Annotated in this window: 17 protein-coding genes and 1 CRISPR repeat array; of the genes, 11 read left to right on the forward strand and 6 right to left on the reverse strand. The window is 68.2% G+C overall.

Annotation, left to right across the window (positions count from 1 at the left end; genetic code table 11):
• Positions 1–26: 26 nt before the first annotated feature.
• The 3 genes from AAFN46_RS01090 to AAFN46_RS01100 form a co-directional block, all read right to left on the reverse strand.
• Positions 27–515, reverse strand: coding sequence for a heme-binding protein (locus AAFN46_RS01090; protein WP_347806838.1), 489 nt, complete (start codon positions 513–515; stop codon positions 27–29).
• A gap of 97 nt (positions 516–612) precedes the next feature.
• Positions 613–1,230 (reverse strand): response regulator, encoded by a 618-nt coding sequence (locus tag AAFN46_RS01095; protein WP_347806839.1) that lies wholly within the window; start codon positions 1,228–1,230, stop codon positions 613–615.
• A complete protein-coding gene (locus AAFN46_RS01100) occupies positions 1,227–2,675 on the reverse strand; it encodes an ATP-binding protein (RefSeq protein WP_347807000.1) in 1,449 nt (482 codons plus the stop codon). Before AAFN46_RS01100 ends, AAFN46_RS01095 begins: the two co-directional genes overlap by 4 nt.
• A gap of 383 nt (positions 2,676–3,058) precedes the next feature.
• Here AAFN46_RS01100 and cas3 point away from each other — a divergent pair, with 383 nt between their 5' ends.
• From cas3 to cas2e, 9 genes are read left to right on the forward strand one after another with little or no spacing between them, the layout of a single operon-like run.
• Entirely contained in the window at positions 3,059–5,728 is a 2,670-nt protein-coding gene (gene cas3 / locus AAFN46_RS01105; protein WP_347806840.1) for a CRISPR-associated helicase Cas3', read from the forward strand.
• On the forward strand, positions 5,725–7,284 hold the full coding sequence (gene casA, locus AAFN46_RS01110; protein WP_347806841.1) for a type I-E CRISPR-associated protein Cse1/CasA: 1,560 nt from the start codon (positions 5,725–5,727) through the stop codon (positions 7,282–7,284). Before cas3 ends, casA begins: the two co-directional genes overlap by 4 nt.
• Positions 7,281–7,802 (forward strand): type I-E CRISPR-associated protein Cse2/CasB, encoded by a 522-nt coding sequence (casB, locus tag AAFN46_RS01115; protein WP_347806842.1) that lies wholly within the window; start codon positions 7,281–7,283, stop codon positions 7,800–7,802. Before casA ends, casB begins: the two co-directional genes overlap by 4 nt.
• Positions 7,803–7,813: 11 nt before the next feature.
• Positions 7,814–8,947: a type I-E CRISPR-associated protein Cas7/Cse4/CasC gene (cas7e, locus tag AAFN46_RS01120; protein ID WP_347806843.1), complete on the forward strand. Its 1,134-nt coding sequence runs from the start codon at positions 7,814–7,816 to the stop codon at positions 8,945–8,947.
• Between the two features lie 2 nt (positions 8,948–8,949).
• A complete protein-coding gene (gene cas5e / locus AAFN46_RS01125) occupies positions 8,950–9,621 on the forward strand; it encodes a type I-E CRISPR-associated protein Cas5/CasD (RefSeq protein ID WP_347806844.1) in 672 nt (223 codons plus the stop codon).
• Positions 9,596–10,207, forward strand: a complete 612-nt coding sequence (gene cas6e, locus AAFN46_RS01130) for a type I-E CRISPR-associated protein Cas6/Cse3/CasE (protein ID WP_347806845.1) — start codon at positions 9,596–9,598, stop codon at positions 10,205–10,207. The genes cas5e and cas6e overlap by 26 nt, the downstream gene beginning before the upstream one ends.
• A 38-nt stretch (positions 10,208–10,245) precedes the next feature.
• Positions 10,246–11,073, forward strand: coding sequence for a KilA-N domain-containing protein (locus AAFN46_RS01135; RefSeq protein WP_347806846.1), 828 nt, complete (start codon positions 10,246–10,248; stop codon positions 11,071–11,073).
• A 2-nt stretch (positions 11,074–11,075) separates the two neighbouring features.
• Positions 11,076–12,002 carry a type I-E CRISPR-associated endonuclease Cas1e gene (gene cas1e / locus AAFN46_RS01140; protein ID WP_347806847.1) on the forward strand — a complete coding sequence of 309 codons (927 nt, stop codon included), beginning with the start codon at positions 11,076–11,078 and terminating at the stop codon, positions 12,000–12,002.
• On the forward strand, positions 12,003–12,302 hold the full coding sequence (gene cas2e, locus AAFN46_RS01145) for a type I-E CRISPR-associated endoribonuclease Cas2e (protein ID WP_347806848.1): 300 nt from the start codon (positions 12,003–12,005) through the stop codon (positions 12,300–12,302).
• 65 nt (positions 12,303–12,367) lie between these two features.
• Positions 12,368–13,922: a CRISPR direct-repeat array (repeat unit 29 nt; unit sequence GTGTTCCCCGCGCCAGCGGGGATGAACCG).
• Positions 13,923–14,054: 132 nt separating this feature from the next.
• On the opposite strand, the gene AAFN46_RS01150 is transcribed toward cas2e, so the two are convergent.
• Entirely contained in the window at positions 14,055–14,756 is a 702-nt protein-coding gene (locus tag AAFN46_RS01150) for a hypothetical protein (protein ID WP_347806849.1), read from the reverse strand.
• A gap of 111 nt (positions 14,757–14,867) precedes the next feature.
• Here AAFN46_RS01150 and amn point away from each other — a divergent pair, with 111 nt between their 5' ends.
• Both amn and AAFN46_RS01160 read left to right on the forward strand, forming a co-directional pair.
• Complete coding sequence (amn, locus tag AAFN46_RS01155) at positions 14,868–16,334, forward strand: AMP nucleosidase (RefSeq protein WP_347807001.1); 1,467 nt, start codon at positions 14,868–14,870, stop codon at positions 16,332–16,334.
• A 128-nt stretch (positions 16,335–16,462) separates the two neighbouring features.
• The gene (locus AAFN46_RS01160) at positions 16,463–17,293 is read left to right on the forward strand and encodes a hypothetical protein (RefSeq protein WP_347806850.1); all 831 of its coding nucleotides are present in this window, start codon (positions 16,463–16,465) and stop codon (positions 17,291–17,293) included.
• Positions 17,294–17,405: 112 nt separating this feature from the next.
• Here AAFN46_RS01160 and AAFN46_RS01165 read toward each other — a convergent pair whose 3' ends face one another.
• Both AAFN46_RS01165 and AAFN46_RS01170 read right to left on the reverse strand, forming a co-directional pair.
• Positions 17,406–17,879 (reverse strand): GNAT family N-acetyltransferase, encoded by a 474-nt coding sequence (locus AAFN46_RS01165; protein ID WP_347806851.1) that lies wholly within the window; start codon positions 17,877–17,879, stop codon positions 17,406–17,408.
• Positions 17,876–18,901: an NAD(P)-dependent alcohol dehydrogenase gene (locus AAFN46_RS01170; RefSeq protein WP_347806852.1), complete on the reverse strand. Its 1,026-nt coding sequence runs from the start codon at positions 18,899–18,901 to the stop codon at positions 17,876–17,878. Before AAFN46_RS01170 ends, AAFN46_RS01165 begins: the two co-directional genes overlap by 4 nt.
• Between the last annotated feature and the right edge of the window lie 60 nt (positions 18,902–18,961).

Genomic DNA, 18,961 nt, shown 5'->3' on the forward strand with positions numbered 1-18,961 from the left:
GTGAGGCGGGTTGGCGCGACGGCCTCTTACTCGAACAGCGCGGCGTTTGCCGCCAGGACCTCATCGGCACACTGGGCGTCCAGATGGCCACCCGGGGCGCCGGCCACGCCTATGGCGCCGATGAGGCTGTCGCCGGCCTTGAGCGGAACGCCACCGCCGAGCAGGAGGAAGCCGGGGATATCGGTCAGGTTGCTGGCGCCCGGGTTCTTCTGCGCGTTTTCCATCATGGTCAGGGTCGCCACCTTGGTGGACGCGGCGGTGAAGGCCTTGGCGCGGCTGGACTCGATGGTGTGGGGGCCGGCATTGTCGGCGCGCGCGAATGCCTTCAGCAGGCCGGCGCGGTCCACCACCGCGGCGCTCACGTTGTAGCCCTTGGCCTGGCAGGCGCTGACGGTGGCAGTCACCAGTCGCTGGGCGTCGGCAGTCGAGATGTTGCTTTCCTGCAGCACGGCGGCCTGGGCGGCGCCGGTGAAAGTCAGGGCGCAGAACAGTGCGGCGAGAGGGTAACGAGGCATGGCTATGTCCTTCTGTGCGGCGAGTTGAGGAGCGGCCAGTGTGCTCGGCGCCGGGCGACGGCGGTATGCGGTCGGCTACGCCCTGGCCTCCGTAGCGCTACGGAGAGGACGGGTCCAGCAGGCTGGCGTACTGGCGGATGAGCTGGGCCAGCGAGTCGGCCTCGAGCTTGTCGAAGACATGGGCCCGATAGGTTTCCACGGTGCGCGGCGACAGGTCGAATTCGCGCGCGATCTCCTTGTTGCTCATGCCCTGGACTATGCGCACCAGCACTTCGCGCTCGCGCCCGGAAAGGCGTGCCAGGCGCTCGGCGGCCGCCTGGCTCAGGGCCTGGCGCTCGCGCCCGGCGACATGGCTGCGCACGGCGGCCTGCACGGCTTCGAGAAAGACGTCGTCGTCCACCGGCTTCTGCAGGAACTCCATGGCACCGCCCTTGAAGGCGCGGCGACAGAGGTCGACGTTGGCGTGACCGGTCAGCATCACCACCGGCAGGTCGGAGATCTCCGCCAGCCGTGCCAGCACGTCCAGCCCGCCGATGCCCGGCATGCGAATGTCGAGGACCACGCAGCCGATCGACTGCGGCGATAGCGCGGACAGGAAGGCCTGGGGGTCGCCGTGGCTCTCGCTGCGCAGCCCGACACTGCGCAGCAGCAGCGCCAGGGCGTCGCGCACGGCATCGTCGTCGTCGACCAGGTATACCAGCGGGGAGTGACTCATGCGGCATCTCCGGCGCGGGGCAGGCGCAGCGTGAAGCAGGCGCCCGAGGGCGCGAGGTTGCGGGCGCCGATGCGCCCGTCTATGGCCCCTGCCAAAGTTTCGCACAGGGTCAGGCCCAGCCCCATGCCTTGCGGGCGGGTGGTGTAGAAGGGTTCGAACAGGCGTGGCAAGGCCTCTTCGGGAATCCCGGGGCCGTTGTCGCTGACGCTGAACTCGTACGCCGCGCCGGCGGCGCCGCCACGCAGGGCGATGCTGCGAGCGCCCGCGCTATCGGCCAGGGCATCGGCGGCGTTCTGCACCAGATTGTGCAGGATCTGCTCGAGCGCCACCCGATCCCCCAGGGGGCGGGCGCCTGGGGTCGCGTTGTGCCAGCTCAGGCGGATGCCGCGGCGCGCCAGTTCCTCTTCGCGCAGGAACAGCAGCGAGGCCGCCAGCGCGTCGGGGTCGACTTCCGCGCGGGGCGCGGGCGAGCTGGGTTTCACCAGCGCGCGCATGCGTTCGATGATGTCGGCCGCGCGGCGCGCCTGGCCGGCACTGGCGAGCAGGGCCTGGCGCACCGCCGGGCGTTCCGTCTCGTCGTCCAGCAGGCGTTCGGCGGCGCGCACCTGCGCGAGAATCGCGGTCAGCGGCTGGTTCAGTTCGTGGGCGATGCCCGCCGCCATTTCCCCCAGGGTGCTCAGCCGCGTCATCGCGGCCAGGCGCACCTCTTCCTGCTGCCGCCGCGCCTCGGCGCGCGCGCCCTGCCAGGCAGCGCCAGCGGCTGCCAGCAGGCAACTGGCGAACGCCCAGATCACCCATTGCGCCCAGGGCCAGTCGGTGGACGTCAGCGCGCGCCAGCTGTGCAGGGGAAAGGGCTGGCTGGGCGCTCCCAGGGGTTTGTGCAGGTCGATGCGCCAGCGCGGCGAGCCCGCAGCGGGTTGCCGGGCCAGCAGTCCGAGCGGGCCCGAGCCCACATCCAGCGTCAGCATGGCCAGCGAAGGCGGAAAGTCGGCGGGCGCGATGAACAGCCGCGCGTCCAGCAGCAGACTCCAGCTCGACGGGGCGACCAGCCAGTAGCGGGACTCGTCCACCGGCAGCGTGACGGGGCGCCCCAGCCGGTGGGCGCGCTCGATTGTCCCGCTCAGGTCCGCAGGAGGGGAGGTGCTGCCTGCCCAGGCTCCGTCGCGCAGGTGGCCCAGGCCCAGCAGCTGTGGCATGGCGGGCTGCAGGCTGGGCAGCAGGCGTTCGGCCATGGGCGCGTGCGCCAGCGCGCTCAGGGTGGCCAGCACCGCCTCGTGCTGGACGGTCTTCTGGCTGAGCATGCGCTGCGCGATGCTGGTGTCCTGAAAGAAGCGTTCGTAACGCTCGGCATAGTCCTGCCAGCCGATCCAGGCCGCCACGGGGCAGAACAGGAGCAGCCAGAGCAGGAAGGTGCGGATATTCGTCAGGGGCTTCACGCCAGGCATCATGCCTTGCCGCCTCGTCTGTTCGCTATCCGTATGGCTACGGAGGATGGGCGGGCGCCATGGGAAGCCGTGGCCGCCGGCGTGCGGCGGCCTGCCGCCTGTCGATTGCAACTCTGGCCCATCCCCACGTTTGTGGGGAACATTTGGCGGCGCAGTTGGCCAGTTTGGCCAGCGTCGGTTCAGCCCCGCGTGCGCGGGGAACACTCATGGAGTAACCATCGGAGATTATTAGGGAATAGTTGGATTGCAGAAACTCATAGAGCTCAGCAGCCTTCTGTTTGTCTTGATCTCGCTCCTCAGATGCAGGCACTTTGTCGGACATTACCTGGGCGGGGTAGCGGCGAAGAATCTTGGTCGAAATGGCTGCAGGGAGGCGGCGCTCGATGGTTTTCTCTGGCTTGAGCAAGGCAGCCCGGCAAGTTTGGGCCAAGAGCGGTGAGGGGGCGGGGCACGGCTTGCTGGCCCATCTGCTCGATGTCGCGGCGGTGGCCGAGACCTTGCTGGCCATCGAGCCCGAGGCCACGCGCCGCTGGGCGGCCAGGAGTCTGGGGCTTGACGCCGATACTGTCGGCCGTTGGGTGGCGGCGCTCGCCGGCTTGCATGACTTCGGCAAGGCCGTCCCCGGTTTCCAGGCCAAGTGGGCCGAAGGTATGCAGGCCGATCAGGCCAACGGCCTGGGCTTCCCGGTGAGCGCCTGTGATCGCGATCGGCACGATCTGGCGACCGCCGCTCTGCTTGGCCAGCCCCTGCATGGGCTGACGTCGGCCGAGGCCGGCTGGTTGCGTCATGCGGTGCAGGCCGTCAGTGCTCATCACGGCTATCACTTTCTTGCCGACGAGGTGAATCAGGGCAAGCCGCTCAACGAGCCCGTCGAGTGGCAGCGGGCACGTGAGGACATCTTGCGTAGCTACTGGCAGGTGCTGGCGCCGGAGGGGCAGCCGACGCTCGACGAGCTGCCACTGGCGGCGGTGAACTGGCTGGCCGGGCTGACCAGCGCCGCCGACTGGATCGCGTCCAACCCCGAGTGGTTCGCCCTCGGCGAGCGCGGTTTCGACGATCTGGGTAGCTACTACCGCAATGCCTGCGTCCTGGCACGGGTGGCACTGGCGCAGATCGGCTGGCGTGCCTATCGCCCCTTGCTCGCGCAGGCCCTGGATACCGATGCACTGCTGGCGCGCATCGTGGCTCGCCCAGGATTGACCCCACGCCCCCTGCAACAGGCCGGCGATCGTTTGTTGCAACGTGCCCAGGGGCCGGCCCTGCTGTTGGTGGAGGCGCCCATGGGCGAGGGCAAGACCGAGCTGGCCTTTCTCGCCCATCTGCGTCTGCAGACCGCCAACGGTCATCGCGGGCTCTATGTCGCGTTGCCGACCCAGGCCACCGGCAATGCCCTGTTCAAGCGTGCGCTGACCTTTCTCGAGCAGTTCGCCGACGGCCCGCTGGATATCCAGCTGGTGCATGGCGGCGCGGCCATGACCGAGGAAGTTCGCCATCTGCGTGGCATCGATCATTCGCTTGGAGAAAGCCTCACGGCCTCGGCCTGGTTCTCTCAGCGCAAGCGTCCGCTGCTGTCGGCCTACGGCGTCGGTACCGTCGACCAGGCGCTGTTCGCCGCGCTCAACGTCAAGCATCACTTCGTGCGTCTGTGGGGGCTGGGCAACCGCGTGGTGGTGCTGGACGAGGTGCATGCCTACGACACCTACACCTCCGGGCTGATCGCCGCCCTGCTGCGCTGGCTTAAGGCACTGGGCTGCTCGGTGGTGCTGATGAGCGCGACCCTGCCGCTGGCCCGGCGCGAAGAGTTGCTGCGTGCCTGGGGTGTGCCGGCCGATGACGTGCCCGAGCTGGCCTACCCGCGCCTGTTGCTGGTCGATCAGGCCGGTGTGCGCGGCGAGTCCTTTGTCGCCCGGGCGCTGGCGCCCATTCATCTGGCCGGCCTCGACGAGAGCCTGGATGCTCTGGCCGATAGCGCCGTCGATCTGCTGGCCGGTGGCGGCTGCGGCGCGCTGATCGTCAACACCGTCGACCGTGCGCAGCAGCTCTATACGGCCTTGCGCCAGCGTCTCGGTGACGAGGCGCAACTGCTGCTGTTCCATGCCCGCTTTCCTGCCGACCAGAGGGCCGAGTGCGAACGCCAGGTGCTCGTGGCTTTCGGCGCCGAGGGCTCGCGTCCCGCACGGGCGCTGCTGATCGCCACCCAGGTAGCCGAGCAGTCGCTGGATATCGATTTCGACTTCATGCTCAGTGACCTGGCCCCGGTGGACCTGCTGCTGCAGCGTGCCGGGCGCCTGCACCGGCATGTGCGCGAGCGCCCGGCGCAGCATGCCGAGGCCCGCTTGTGGGTCGCCGGCTTGCAGGCCGAGCGTTTGCCCGAACTCAAGGACACCGCCTGGGGTTATGTCTACGACGCCTACATCCTGCTGCGCAGCTGGGCGCTGTTGCGCCATGAGCGCCGCCTGAGCTTGCCGGCCGATATCGACCGCCTGGTGCAGGCGGTGTATGGCGATGAGCCGCTGCCGGATGACCTGGATGAAGAGGCCTGCGCGCGTATCGAGATCGAGTCCTATGGCGAATATCTGGCGCGGGTGCAGAAGGAGCGGCGCGAGTCCTTCAACATCGCCATCGACCCCACCGAGGAAGCGCAGTCCGCCTACAACGGCAAGCCGCGCGGCAGCGAGGAGGGCGAGGGCGTCGGGCTGGAGAACAGGACCCGCCTGGGCGCAGAGTCCGTCACCCTGATTCCGCTGGAAGTGGTCGAGGGCGGCTGGTGCGTGCGCCCCGGCGAGCCAGTCTTCGCGCCCGGCCAGGCGCTGCCCGATGTCCTGGCGCGGCAGCTCTACAACCGCCAGCTCAAGGTGTCGCGCAAGGTGCTGGTCAGGCATTTCAAGGGCAACCCACTGCCCGCAGCCTTTGCACACCCGCTGCTGCGCAACTTCTACCCGTTGCCGCTGCGGCAGGGGTGCTATGTGCAGGAGGGCCTCAGACTGCGCCTGGATGACCTGCTCGGGCTGGTGTACGAGCCCGCCGAAGGAACGAAGGAGGAGAGTGCATGAGTAAAGCGTTCTGCCTGCTGGACGAACCCTGGCTGCCGGTGTGCCTGGCCGATGGCCGGGTAGTGGAGCTGGGCCTGTTGGAGCTGTTCGAGCGCAGCGGCGAAATAGTCGCCCTGGCGGAAACCGCGCCGCCCAGCCTGGTGGCGCAGTACCGCCTGTTGCTGGCCATCACCCACCGCGCGCTGGTCACGGCCTTCGGCGGCTGGCGCGACAAGGATCGCCTGCGCTGGTATCGCGAGGGCCTGCCACTGGCCGAGATTCGCGCCTACCTGGAGCAGTGGCGCGAGCGTTTCTGGCTGTTCCACCCGGAATATCCCTTTATGCAGGTGGCGGCGCTGGCTTGCGCCGAGGAGACCCGCGACAAGCGCAAGCCCTGGACGCAGATCGCCCTGGCCAGCGCCAACGGCAACACTCCCGTGGTATTCGACCATGCCTATGACGCGGCGCCCGCCGCCATCCACCCGGCCAACGCCATTGCCACTCTGCTCGGCTTCCTGCAGTTCACCCCGGGCGGCCTGGTCAAGACCCTGCGCGATGCGGACAAGGCCGGTGCTTTGGTCAATACGGCGGCGGTACTGCCGGTCGGACAGACCCTGGCGCGCACCCTTTGTCTGGCTCTGCATGCCTCGCCGCGTGCCGATGCCGAGCCCGACCTGCCTAGCTGGGAGCGCGAGCCGCCGGCCATCGCCGCTCTACGTGGCGACCCGCTCCTGGCCAGCGGCCCGAATGATCGTTACACCCGTCTGAGTCGTGCTGTGTTGCTGTGTCCCGAGGAGGGCGGTGTGATTCGCTGGCTGCATTTCGCCGCTGGTTTGGCGCTGGGCGAAGACCCGAACGCCCCCGACCCTATGGCCAGTTTTCGCGCTGGCAGCAATGGCCTGGTGCGTCTTACGTTCAATGAAGGGCGTGCGCTGTGGCGCGACCTGCCGGCGCTGGTACCCAATGCCGGGGCGGGCAGCCAGGCGGCTGCCGTGGTGCAGGGCGCCGTTGCCCTGCACCGGGAGTTGAATCCGTTCGAGACGGTGCATCAGCCGCTGCTGGTCGCCGGCCTGGCCAGTGACCAGGCCAAGCTGCTGCGCTGGCGCATGGAGCAGATTGCCCTGCCGTCGGCCCTGCTGCTGGAGCCGGACAAGGCGCTGCATCTGCGCGAGCGGGTGGCCGCCGCCGACGAGCTGTTCGGCGAACTGAAGCGCCTGGCCACCGGCATGCTGGCCGAGACCCTGCCGGACCCCGCCAGCAAGGACACCCGCAGCCGCGCCCGCAGCCTGGTCGAGTCCGGCCCGCTGGCCGCCAGCTACTTCGCCACCGCCGAACGCGCGCTGCCCGAACTGCTGCGGCTAATAGGCGAGGGCCAGCCGGAGCAGGCCGAAGCGCTCTGGCGCCAGGCATTGCGTCAGGCCGCCGAGCTGGCCTGGCAGCCGCTGCTGCAGGGGCTGGGCGGTTCCGCCCGCGCCCTGCGCGCCGATGCGCGCTATTGGCCGCGCCTGCATGGCGTGCTGAATAAACTGGTACCCCTTCCCGCTAGCCGAGTCACTGACAAGGAGGTCGTGTCGTGAGTGAACACGCCGAACAGTTCATCGCGCATCTGCATGCGCTCAAGGAGCGTGATCGCGGCGCGTTGGCCGCGCTGCGCCATAGCCTGGCCTTCGAGCCGGGTTGCTATCCCAGGGCCTTTCCCTATGTCGAGCGCTTCGCCGGGGCGGCCGTGCACGAGCGCGATGCCCGGCGGCTGGCGCTGTATGCGGTGGCCGGACTGTTCGCCCGTCATCCGCAGTCGCATTCGCAGAGCCTCGCCGCGGCCTTGGGTGAGCTGATGGCGCGGCGGCAGAGCCCGAGCATCGAGGGGCGCTTCATCGCCTTGCTCGGCGCCGATGCCGAGAACATCGTCGACTACCTGCGCCAGGCCGTCAGCCTGCTAGCCGCCGAGGATATCGGCTGCGACTACGCTCGGTTGCTCGACGATCTGTCGCACTGGCTGAATCCCAATGCCGATCCCAGCCGCCTTCGCCAGCACTGGGCGCGCGATTTTTATCGGGCCGCCCAGGCCATTCACGAATCCCTTGATGCCGAGTAAAGGAAGACCCCATGAGCCTGTTTCTCGAATTCCATCTGATCCAGAACTTCGCTCCATCCAACCTCAACCGCGACGACACCGGCGCGCCCAAGGATGCCCTGTTCGGCGGCCAGCGCCGGGCGCGGGTGAGCAGCCAGTGCTTCAAGCGCGCCGTGCGCCTGGCGGCCGGCGAGCACGAGCTGCTGCCGCAGGCCAATCGCGGTATTCGCACCAAGAAGCTCAGGGCCCTGTTGCTCGAACGCCTGACCGGGCGTGATGTCGAGGAGGCGGGCGCCAAGATCGAAGTGGCGCTGGCCGCCGCGGGCTTGAAGCTCAAGGACGACGGCAAGACCGAATACCTGCTGTTTCTCGGCGAGGGCGAGGTGGCGGCTTTCGCTGCCTTGATCGAGCAGCACTGGGACGAGCTACCGGTCGGTGGCGACAAGAAGAGCAAGAAGGACGCCAAGGCCAGTCTGCCGGCTGAGATCGTCAAGAAGGCCAAGGCCCTGCTCGACGGCGGCAAGGCCGTCGATGTCGCCCTGTTCGGTCGCATGCTGGCCGATCTGCCCGCGGTCAATCAGGATGCGGCCTGCCAGGTGGCACATGCCATCAGCACCCATAGGGTCGAGCGTGAGTTCGATTACTTCACCGCGGTGGACGACAAGGGCGACGTCGACGAAACCGGCGCCGGCATGATCGGTCAGGTGGAGTTCAACTCCGCCACCCTCTACCGCTATGCCGTACTCGACCTGCGCAAACTGCTGGCCAACCTGCAGGGCGACCTGGAACTGGCGCTGTCCGCCGTCGAGGCCTTCACCCGCGCGCTGGCCCTGGCCATTCCCAGCGGCAAGCAGAACAGCTTTGCCGCGCACAACCCGCCCGAGTTCGCCGGCCTGTGCCTGCGCCATGCCACACCGTTGAGCCTGGCCAATGCCTTCGAGAAACCGGTGGCGCCGCGTGCCGACCAGGCCCTTACCGAGCAGTCGGTGGAGCGCCTGGCCACCTACGAAAGCAAGTTGGCCGCCGTCTACGGCGCGGCGCAGGACCGCTGGCTGAGCCTCGACCTCACCGGCCGCTGGCCGGCGGCCAAGGGCGAGGCGGTGGCCAACCTGGCGGAGCTGGCGCGGCGGGCACGCGAAGTGGCCGCCAGCGCCATGAGGGCTTGAGCATGGCGACCTTGCTGCTGCGCCTGGCAGGGCCGATGCAGTCCTGGGGCACCACCAGCCGTTTCGACGAGCGCGACACCCAACAGGAGCCGTCCAAGTCTGGTGTGCTCGGCCTGGTCTGCGCCGCCCTCGGCCGCGATCGAGCCGAGCCGGTCGATGATCTGGCCGCCTTGCGCATGGGCGTGCGGGTCGAGCGCGAGGGCGTGCCGCTGCGCGACTACCAGACCGCCACCGGCGTGCTGATCGCCTCCAGCGGCAAGCCCGACCAGGAGCGCACTGTGGTCAGCCCGCGCTACTACCTGGCCGACGCCGTGTTTCTGGTCGGCCTGGAAGGGGATCGCGGCCTGCTGGCGAGCATCCACCAGGCGCTGGCGAGTCCGGTCTGGTCGTTGGCGCTGGGACGCAAGAGCTACGTGCCGTCGCTGCCGGTATACCTGCCCGACGGGGTGAGCGAACAGCCGCTGCGGGCGGCGCTCGCGGCATGGCCCTGTCTGCTGACGGGCGAGGTGCCGCAGGTACCGAGGCGGGTACTGCTGGAACATCCCAGCGAAGGCAGCGTGCGCCTCGATCAGCCGGTGGCAGCCTTCGCCGAGCGGCGCTTCGGCCCGCGTTTCGTCAAGTCCGAACTGTTCTTCACGGGAGCGTCACATGTACCTGACCCGACTGCGGCTTGACCCGCGCAGCGCCCAGGCGCGGCGCGACCTGGGCGACCCCTACGAGATGCACCGCACCCTGGTGCGCGCCTTCGTCAAGGATGCCGAGCGGGTTCCGCCGCGCATTCTCTGGCGCGCCGAGCCCACGGCGGCCTGGAGCGAGCCGGTGGTGCTGGTGCAGGCGCAGGAGCCGGCCGACTGGTCGGTGCTGGAGGCCCTGCAGAACTACCTCAAGGGCAGTGCCGAAACCCGCGATATCAGCCCGGATGGCTGGCTGCAGCCTGAACAGTGCTATCGCTTCCGCCTGTTCGCCAACCCCACGGTAACGCGCGACGGCAAGCGCCAGGGCCTGGTAGCGGAAGAGGCGCAGTTGGCCTGGTTGGCGCGCCAGGGCCAGCGCCATGGTTTCGCGCTCGAGGCGGCGCTGGTGACGGGTAGCGAAGTGCTGCGCAGCCGCAAGCAGGACGGCCGCGTCAGCCTGCTCAGGGTGTGCTTCGAGGGGCGTTTGCGGACGCTAGACAGCACCGCGCTGGCAACTGCGCTGCGCAACGGCATAGGGCCGGGCAAGGCCTTCGGTTGCGGCCTGCTCAGCCTGGGTCGTGGTTGATGGCGAATAACGAACAGACAGGGACGGAGGTTCACCACATGAAAGCCAAGCTGCAGGTGCTCGAACAGGACATCGCCACCTATGCCAGGGACGGCATCGAGTACATCTGCATCACCGATATCGCGCGCTACAAGCATGCGGAGCGCACCGACGATCTGATTCGCAACTGGCTGCGCAATCGCAACACCATCGAGTTCCTGGGCATCTGGGAACAGCTCAACAACCCGGCGTTTAAACCCGTCGAATTCGACGGGTTTAGAAAGCAGGCCGGCCTCAACAGCTTCACCCTGACGCCCAAGCAGTGGATCGAGCAGACCGCTGCTATCGGCCTGATATCCAAGGCCGGGCGCTATGGCGGCACCTTCGCCCAGAAGGACATTGCCTTCGAGTTCGCCAGCTGGATTTCGGTGGAGTTCAAGCTCTATCTGATCAAGGAGTTCCAACGCCTCAAGGAACAGGAGTTCCAGCAACTGGGCTGGGATATCCGGCGCAACCTGGCCAAGGTCAACTACCTGATCCATACCGATGCCATCCGTGAGAACCTGATCCCGGATCAGCTCAGTGCGCAGCAGATCGGCTTCATCTACGCCAGCGAGGCCGATCTGCTCAATGTCGCCCTGTTCGGCGTGACCGCCAAGGAGTGGCGCGAGGACAATCCGGCACTCAAAGGCAATATCCGCGACCACGCCAACGTGCATCAGTTGGTGTGCCTGGCCAATCTGGAATCGATGAACGCGCACTTCATCGAGCAGGGAATGCCCCAGTCCGAGCGGCTGGTGAAGCTGAACGAACTGGCCATTCGACAGATGCGCGTGCTGGTCGACAAGGGCCTGTCGCCGTTGCCACCGACCGGCGAGGGTGACTGAGTATGTCCGGAACGCTCCTGCCGCCGCTCAAGCCGCTACCGATGAAGGACCGCATTTCCATGGTGTTCGTCTACTACGGGCAGATCGACGTGCTCGATGGCGCCTTCGTGGTGATCGACAAGAACGGTGTGCGCAAGCATATCCCGGTCGGTTCGGTGGCCTGCATCATGCTGGAGCCGGGCACTCGCATCTCCCATGCGGCGGTCAACCTGGCCGCTACCGTGGGCACCCTGTTGGTCTGGGTGGGCGAGTCGGGTGTGCGCCTGTATTCCAGCGGCCAGCCCGGCGGTGCGCGGGCCGACCGCCTGCTCTACCAGGCCAAGCTGGCGCTGGACGACGAACTCCGCCTGAAGGTGGTACGCAAGATGTACGAGATTCGCTTCGGTGAGCCGGCGCCGGCCAAGCGTAGCGTGGAGCAGTTGCGCGGCATCGAGGGTGCCAGGGTACGAGGAACCTACAAGTTGCTGGCCCAGCAATATAAGGTCAACTGGCAGGCGCGCAACTACGACCGTAACCAATGGGATGCGGCGGATATTCCCAATCGCTGCCTGTCCGCCGCCACCGCCTGCCTCTACGGCATCACCGAGGCGGCTGTGCTGGCCGCCGGCTATGCGCCGGCGGTGGGCTTTATCCATACCGGCAAGCCGTTGTCGTTCGTCTACGACATCGCCGATCTGTACAAATTCGACACAGTCGTACCGCTGGCCTTTCGCATCGCCGCCAAGTCGCCGGCCGAGCCCGAGCGTGAGGTGCGCCTGGCCTGCCGCGACCTGTTCCGCACGGACAAGCTGCTCGGTCGTATCATCCCGTTGATCGAGGAGGTGCTGGCCGCCGGTGGCATCAGCCCGCCCGAGGCGCCTCCGGAGTCGGTGCCGCCGGCCATTCCCAACCCCGAAAGCCATGGCGATGCCGGACACAGGGCCAAGTGAATGAGCTTTCTCATGGTCGTTACCGAAAATGTCCCGCCGCGCCTACGTGGGCGCCTGGCCATCTGGCTGCTGGAAGTGCGTGCCGGGGTGTATATCGGCGATGTGTCACGGCGTACTCGAGAAATGATCTGGCAGCAGCTCGAAGCGGGCTACGAAGACGGCAATGTGGTGATGGCCTGGGCCAGCCAGACCGAGTCCGGTTATGACTTCCAGACCCTTGGCGCCAACCGCCGCGAACCCATCGACTATGACGGCTTGCGTTTGGTCGCTTTTCTGCCACCTGCAGGCCCCGATCTTTAACAAGAAAAATCGGTAGATTTTTCGTGGCCGATTTTCTCTTTCGAGAACAATCGGTTACGTTTGGTGTGTTCCCCGCGCCAGCGGGGATGAACCGCCTGAATTGCAGCCGGTATGCACTACTCCCGCGTGTTCCCCGCGCCAGCGGGGATGAACCGTTCATGTGCGCTCTGACGGGGCGTGCGCCGCAGTGTTCCCCGCGCCAGCGGGGATGAACCGTGCGTCGGGCGCCCGGGCCTCGGCCTGGAGTTGTGTTCCCCGCGCCAGCGGGGATGAACCGCCCCGCTCCACGTCCGAATGGGCGGTGGGGCTGTGTTCCCCGCGCCAGCGGGGATGAACCGGAGGCGCTCAGGACGTGCGACGCCGCGTCGCTGTGTTCCCCGCGCCAGCGGGGATGAACCGGAATGGCGGGCGGATGCGCGCAACCCCCGGCCGTGTTCCCCGCGCCAGCGGGGATGAACCGCTGAGCGGGCTTGGCGCGATGGCGAGCTGGCCGTGTTCCCCGCGCCAGCGGGGATGAACCGGCTGGCGGCAGCCTGCACGAGTGCCTGATTCTGTGTTCCCCGCGCCAGCGGGGATGAACCGGCCGTCAGGGTGCCGTCGGGGGCAACGTATTGGTGTTCCCCGCGCCAGCGGGGATGAACCGGCGGCGGACCATCCGCCGAGGCCGGCGAAGAAGTGTTCCCCGCGCCAGCGGGGATGAACCGCCGGTATCCAACCTTAGCAGCCTGGACGACACGTGTTCCCCGCGCCAGCGGGGATGAACCGGCCAGAGCGTGGGCGCTACCTGGCGCGCTCGGGTGTTCCCCGCGCCAGCGGGGATGAACCGGTCGTGGCCCACGGTGTGACGGCTATTTGGCGGTGTTCCCCGCGCCAGCGGGGATGAACCGCGCTAACCGGCGGGATCAAGGTCACGGAGTTGGTGTTCCCCGCGCCAGCGGGGATGAACCGCGGGCCTTGTAGGGGTGAACTGCGATCAGGCCGTGTTCCCCGCGCCAGCGGGGATGAACCGCCCTGGCTCGTGCCTGCGTTCAATGCCACGCTGTGTTCCCCGCGCCAGCGGGGATGAACCGCATAGGGATGCATGCACACACATAACATTTGCGTGTTCCCCGCGCCAGCGGGGATGAACCGGCGGTCCGGGTATGGGTGGAACCGATCGATGCGTGTTCCCCGCGCCAGCGGGGATGAACCGCGGGCATGTGTAGCGAATGGCGGAACATCGCCGTGTTCCCCGCGCCAGCGGGGATGAACCGTCCGCGAACCCCGAATTGTGGTACGTGTGCAGGTGTTCCCCGCGCCAGCGGGGATGAACCGTAGTCGATGGGCGGCAGCGGTTCGCCGTTGCCGTGTTCCCCGCGCCAGCGGGGATGAACCGGCACAATTGGCGGGTTCAAGGTCTACGTCGGCGTGTTCCCCGCGCCAGCGGGGATGAACCGATCATCGGTTGGTTCCGCTGATCGCGTTGCGCCGTGTTCCCCGCGCCAGCGGGGATGAACCGGCCTCGCGCGAGCAGCTCAAGGCCCTGCAAACGTGTTCCCCGCGCCAGCGGGGATGAACCGCAAATAGACAACGAAAAAGTGCTGGTCGCCCTGTGTTCCCCGCACCAGCGGGGATGAGCCATGCCGCCAGATCGGCGCGCCGTTCTACCTTGCATGCTTTCCGTGCTAGGGGATGATCGGTGTGGACAGGGAACAACAATGAGTACCTGACCCGGCTGTGCTCATGGCAGCAAGCGCAGATTTGGCTGTCAGCTCAGCGCCTCTGCCACTTCATCTCGCCGGTATTGCTTCTGGTCACCAGGTAGGGCTGGTCGAAGCGGTAGTGCGCCGCCGGCTGGAAGTCCGCCGCGCCCTTGAGGCGCACCAGCAGCAGGCCATCGTCGCTGCGCCAGCGCCCGCTGTACTGCAGCTCGCCGGGGCGGTCGTAGCTCCATTCGCTGCCGCCGCCGACCTGGCGCGCCCACTGGGCGATGCTGCCGTCGGCGCGGATGCGCAGGGTGGTGATCTGCGCCGGGGCGAGCAGCTGGCCATCGCGCACATGGGGTTCGCGCTCGTTGACCCAGGTGCCGACCAGGGTCGGGTCCAGGCTCGGATCGGGCGCCGGGCCGATACGCTGGAACAGTCCGTCGCGCACCAGCGTCTCGCCGCTCTGCGGGTGGCGGGTGGCGAGCACCGCATTGAGCATGTCGTTGGCGTAGTTGGCGTTGATATTGGCCAGCGTCTCGCCCGACACGGGATCGTTGACCCGCAGTTTCAGCACCTGGCCGTCCAGGCGCCCGCTCAGCGGATAGCGGCTCTGCCGGTTCTCCACATACTCGCCGCTGAGCGTCTCGCCGCTGCTGCGCAGGATGAGCTCGGTGGGCTGTTCGTTCATCAGACCCTGGTAGTGGCCGTCCAGCTCATTGGCCAGTGTCGTGCCGCACAGCAGCAGGCAGAAGAGGGGGGCAAGGCGCACGGTCGGCTCCGTCGGTCGGGATAGGCTAAGCCTAGTCGAGGTTTGCCGACGACCGCCGGGCGGGCGCAAGATAGGCCATCGCTACAGCCAGGAAGCTGCCCCGTGACCGCCATGCCGCACTCCGATTTCGTCGTCGCCGCCACCGCCGAGGAGGCCGTCGACCGGCTCGCCGCCCTGCATCGTCAGGCCACCGAGGCCCTCAGCCACGCGCTCAAGCGCTACCTCAAGGAGCGCGTGCAGCCCGGCGAAGCCGAGCGCGCGCTGTTTCGCTACCCGGAGCTGCGCCTGACCTACCACTGCCAGGGCGAGGTGCCGAGCAGCGTGCGCGCCTACGCCAAGGTGCAGGTGCCGGGCACCTACCGCGCCACCGTGACCCAGCCGCAGGCCTTTCGCGGCTACCTGCTGGACCAGCTGCGTCCGCTGATGGAGGACTTCTCGGTCACCGTCGAGGTCGGCTTCAGCCTGCAAAACATCCCCTACCCCTATGTGGTCGACCAGGGCGACGAGCTGTCCGGCTCCGGGGTCAGCGCCGCCGAGCTGGCGCGGGTGTTTCCCAGCACCGACCTGTCCGCCGCCACCGACTCGGTGGCCGACGGTCTGTACGGCTGGGGCGACAGCAGCGACCTGCCGCTGGCGCTGTTCGACGCGGCGCGCACCGACTTCTCGCTCAAGCGCATCCAGCACTACACCGGCAGCGACTGGCGCCACGTGCAGCCGTGGATACTGCTGACCAACTACCACCGCTACGTCGACCAGTTCATCCGCCACGGCCTGGAGCAGTTGCGCGACGATCCGCGCTTCGTGCGCATGGTGCTGCCGGGCAACGTGATCATCGAGCGCGGCACTTCCGAGGAGGACGCCCAGGCGGTGGCCGACGCCATCGTCTGGCACCGCTACCAGATGCCGGCCTACCACCTGATCGCCGCCGACGGCCACGGCGTGACCCTGGTCAATATCGGCGTCGGCCCGTCCAACGCCAAGAACATCACCGACCACCTGGCCGTGCTGCGCCCGCACTGCTGGCTGATGATCGGCCACTGCGGCGGTCTGCGCCAATCGCAGACCATCGGCGACTACGTGCTGGCCCACGCCTATATGCGCAGGGACGGCATCCTCGACCGGGTGCTGCCGCCGAACATCCCCATCCCGGCCCTGGCCGAGGTGCAGCAGGCCCTGCAGGAGGCCGCCGCGCAGGTCACCGGCGAGCAGGGCGAGGCGCTGAAGAAGCGCCTGCGCACCGGCACCGTGCTGACCTACGACGACCGCAACTGGGAGCTGCACTGGGCTCACGAGCGGCCGCTGATCAACCTGTCGCGCGCGGTCGCCGTGGACATGGAGAGCGGCACCATCGCAGCGCAGGGCTATCGCCTGCGGGTGCCCTACGGCACCCTGCTGTGCGTGTCGGACAAGCCGCTGCACAGCGAGATCAAGCTGCCCGGCTCGGCCACCGGCTTCTACCAGCGTGCGGTCAGCCAGCACCTGGCCATCGGCATCGCCGCCCTCGACCTGCTGCGCTGCCAGCTCGACTCGCTGCACTCGCGCAAGCTGAGGAGCTTCGACGAGCCGCCGTTCCGCTGATCGAGCGCCCGCCAGCCGGGGGCGCACACTTTGTGTGCCGCCGCACAGTCTCCGCTGCACGGGCTGCGAGCGCCGGCGCGGTGGATTAGGCTGCGGCTCCCGAACGGATGACGAGGAGCGTCGGCGCCATGGATAAGGCTCAGGTTCTGCTGCAGGGCTTGTGGGAGCCCTTCAGCTTTCTCTCGCTACTGGGTTACAGCTGCCTCGGCGTGCTGCTCGGCGTCGTTGCCGGGCTGTTGCTGGCGCTGCAGTTGCAGCGCCGTGGCTGGCTGGGGCGGCGCAAGCGCTGGCACCACTGGCTGCTCAAGTCGTACTTCCTGCTATTGCCGGCTGGCGGCGCCTTCTTCGGCCTGCAGGGCGGTCTGCTCTATGGTGGCCAGCAGCAGGTCTACCGCCATCTGGACAGCTACGCGCCGCTGGTGCAGACGGTCGCCGATGGCCTCTGGCAGGACTTCGAGGCTCATCTGCAGGCCCAGGACCAGCAGACCCTGGCCAAGGCGCTGCAGGCCAGCAGCGTGCAGGCCCTGCTCAACCAGCTGGCGGCGCAGTACCTGCAGGCGCAGATGCTGGCGCGGGCCCCCGAGCTGGAGCACGCCTCCGTGAGCGAGCGTATCGCCACGGGCCTGCTCGACCTGTTGCAGGCGGCCATGCTCGAAGAGCTGGTACGCGACAGCGTGGCGGAGCAGGCCGACAAGTATGCGGGGGTCGATCGCCAGGTGGTGCTGCAGGTGCTGGATGCGCGGGTCGAGCAGCTGTTCCAGGCCGACTTCCTGCTGGGTCTGCTCAAGCGCCAGATCGGCCAGGCGCTCAAACCCTTCTATCTGTCGCTGCTGCTGCTCGTCGCGCTGCTGCTGGCGGTGATCGCCGCCGAGCTGCTGCTGTCGCGGCGGCTGCAGCTGTGGGCCGGGCAGCCGCCGCGGGGCGTCCCGGCCCAGGCGCAGAGCCTGGCCCGGAGGTAATCCGGGGGAGGTCCGCGGCGCGGTCTTGGGTTCAGCCGGACTAGCAAAGCGTGCAGCGATACCCCATGCGGGCCATTGCGATGGGTATCGCCGCCATGCAGCTCAACCCATCCTACGGTCGGTTCAGACGCAGGTGCAGCAGCGGGTAGGGCTTGTCGGCCCCGTCCAGCGGCGAGCGGCCGATCCGTTCGAAGCCCTGGGCGAGGTAGAAGGCCAGGGCGGTGGGGTTCTGCTCGTTGACGTCCACCAGGCGCACGCCGTCGCGCTCGATGGCATGGCGCAGCAGCGCCTTGCCCAGGCCCCGGCCATGCTGCGCCGGATCGACGAAAAGCATCTCCAGCCTGTCCTCGGCGGTGCCGGCGAAGCCCTGGATATGCCCCTGCTCGTCGCGCAGGCAGCTCAGGCGCACCAGGTCGAAATACTGCTCGGCGAGCATGCGCCGGTAGAACTGGATGTCCTCTTCGGCGAGGAAGTGGTGGGTGGCGCGCACTGCCGCCTCCCATAGCTGCAGCAGGCGCGGGCGGTCGGTGCCGTCCACCGCGCCCAGGTGCCAGGGCGGCGCGGGCCGCCAGCGCAGGCCGTTCACTGGCTGGCGTCCAGCACCACGCGGTAGCGCGCCTTGCCGGCACGCAGGTGATCCAGCGCGGCGTTCACCTGGCTCATGGGGAAGTGCTCGACCTGCGGCAGTATCTGGTGGCGGGCGCAGAACTCCAGCATGGTCGCCATGCTGGCGGGCGAGCCCACCGGCGAGCCGGACAGGCTCTTCTGCTGCGGAATCAGGCCGAACACGTGGGTGGGGATGGCGCTCGGCACTATGCCGACGAAGTGCAGGCGGCCCTTGCCACGCAGGGTGGCGAGCAGGGCGTTCCAGTCCAGGTCGGCGCTGGCGGTGACCAGCAGGAAGTCCAGGCTGCCGGCGATCGCCTTCAGCGCCGCGCCATCGGTGGAGGCCACCACCTTGTGCGCGCCCAGGCGCCTGGCCTCGTCCTGCTTGCTCAGCGAGGAGGTGAAGGCGGTGACTTCGCAGCCCCAGGCATTGAGGAAGCGCAGGGCCAGGTGGCCGAGGCCGCCGATGCCGACCACGCCGACCCGGTCGGTGGGCTTCACATCGAACTCCAGCAGCGGGCTGAACACCGTGGAGCCGGCGCAGAACAGCGGGCCGACCAGCGCCGGGTCGAGGCCCTGCGGCAGCGGCACGGCCCAGGCCCAGTGCGCGCGCAGGCGGTCGGCGAAGCCGCCGTGGCTGCCGACTATGGTCGGTTTCACCGTGCGGCAGAGGTTGTGCTCGCCGTGCATGCAGGAGCCGCAGTGCATGCAGCTGCCCTTGTACCAGCCGATGCCGACCCGCTGGCCGAGTTGCAGGCCGCGCACCTGCTCGCCGAGGCGCACTATGCTGCCCACCACTTCGTGGCCGGGGATAAAGGGGTAGCGGGCGTTGCCCCACTCGTTGTCGATCATCGACTGGTCGGAGTGGCAGATGCCGCAGTATTCCACCGCCACCTCGACCTCCTCGGCGCCCAGCGGGCCGGGATCGTAGCTGTGGCGTTCGAGCGGCGCGCCCGGCGCGGTGGCGGCCCAGCCGGTGAAGGTGGCGAGTTCGTGGCTCATGCTGTCGTCCTCTGCGGTCGATTCGATTGCAGCAGCTTAGCCGGATGTGTGGCGCGGCGG

It is taken from the genome of Pseudomonas sp. CAU 1711 (assembly GCF_039888625.1).
Classification (GTDB): domain Bacteria; phylum Pseudomonadota; class Gammaproteobacteria; order Pseudomonadales; family Pseudomonadaceae; genus Aquipseudomonas.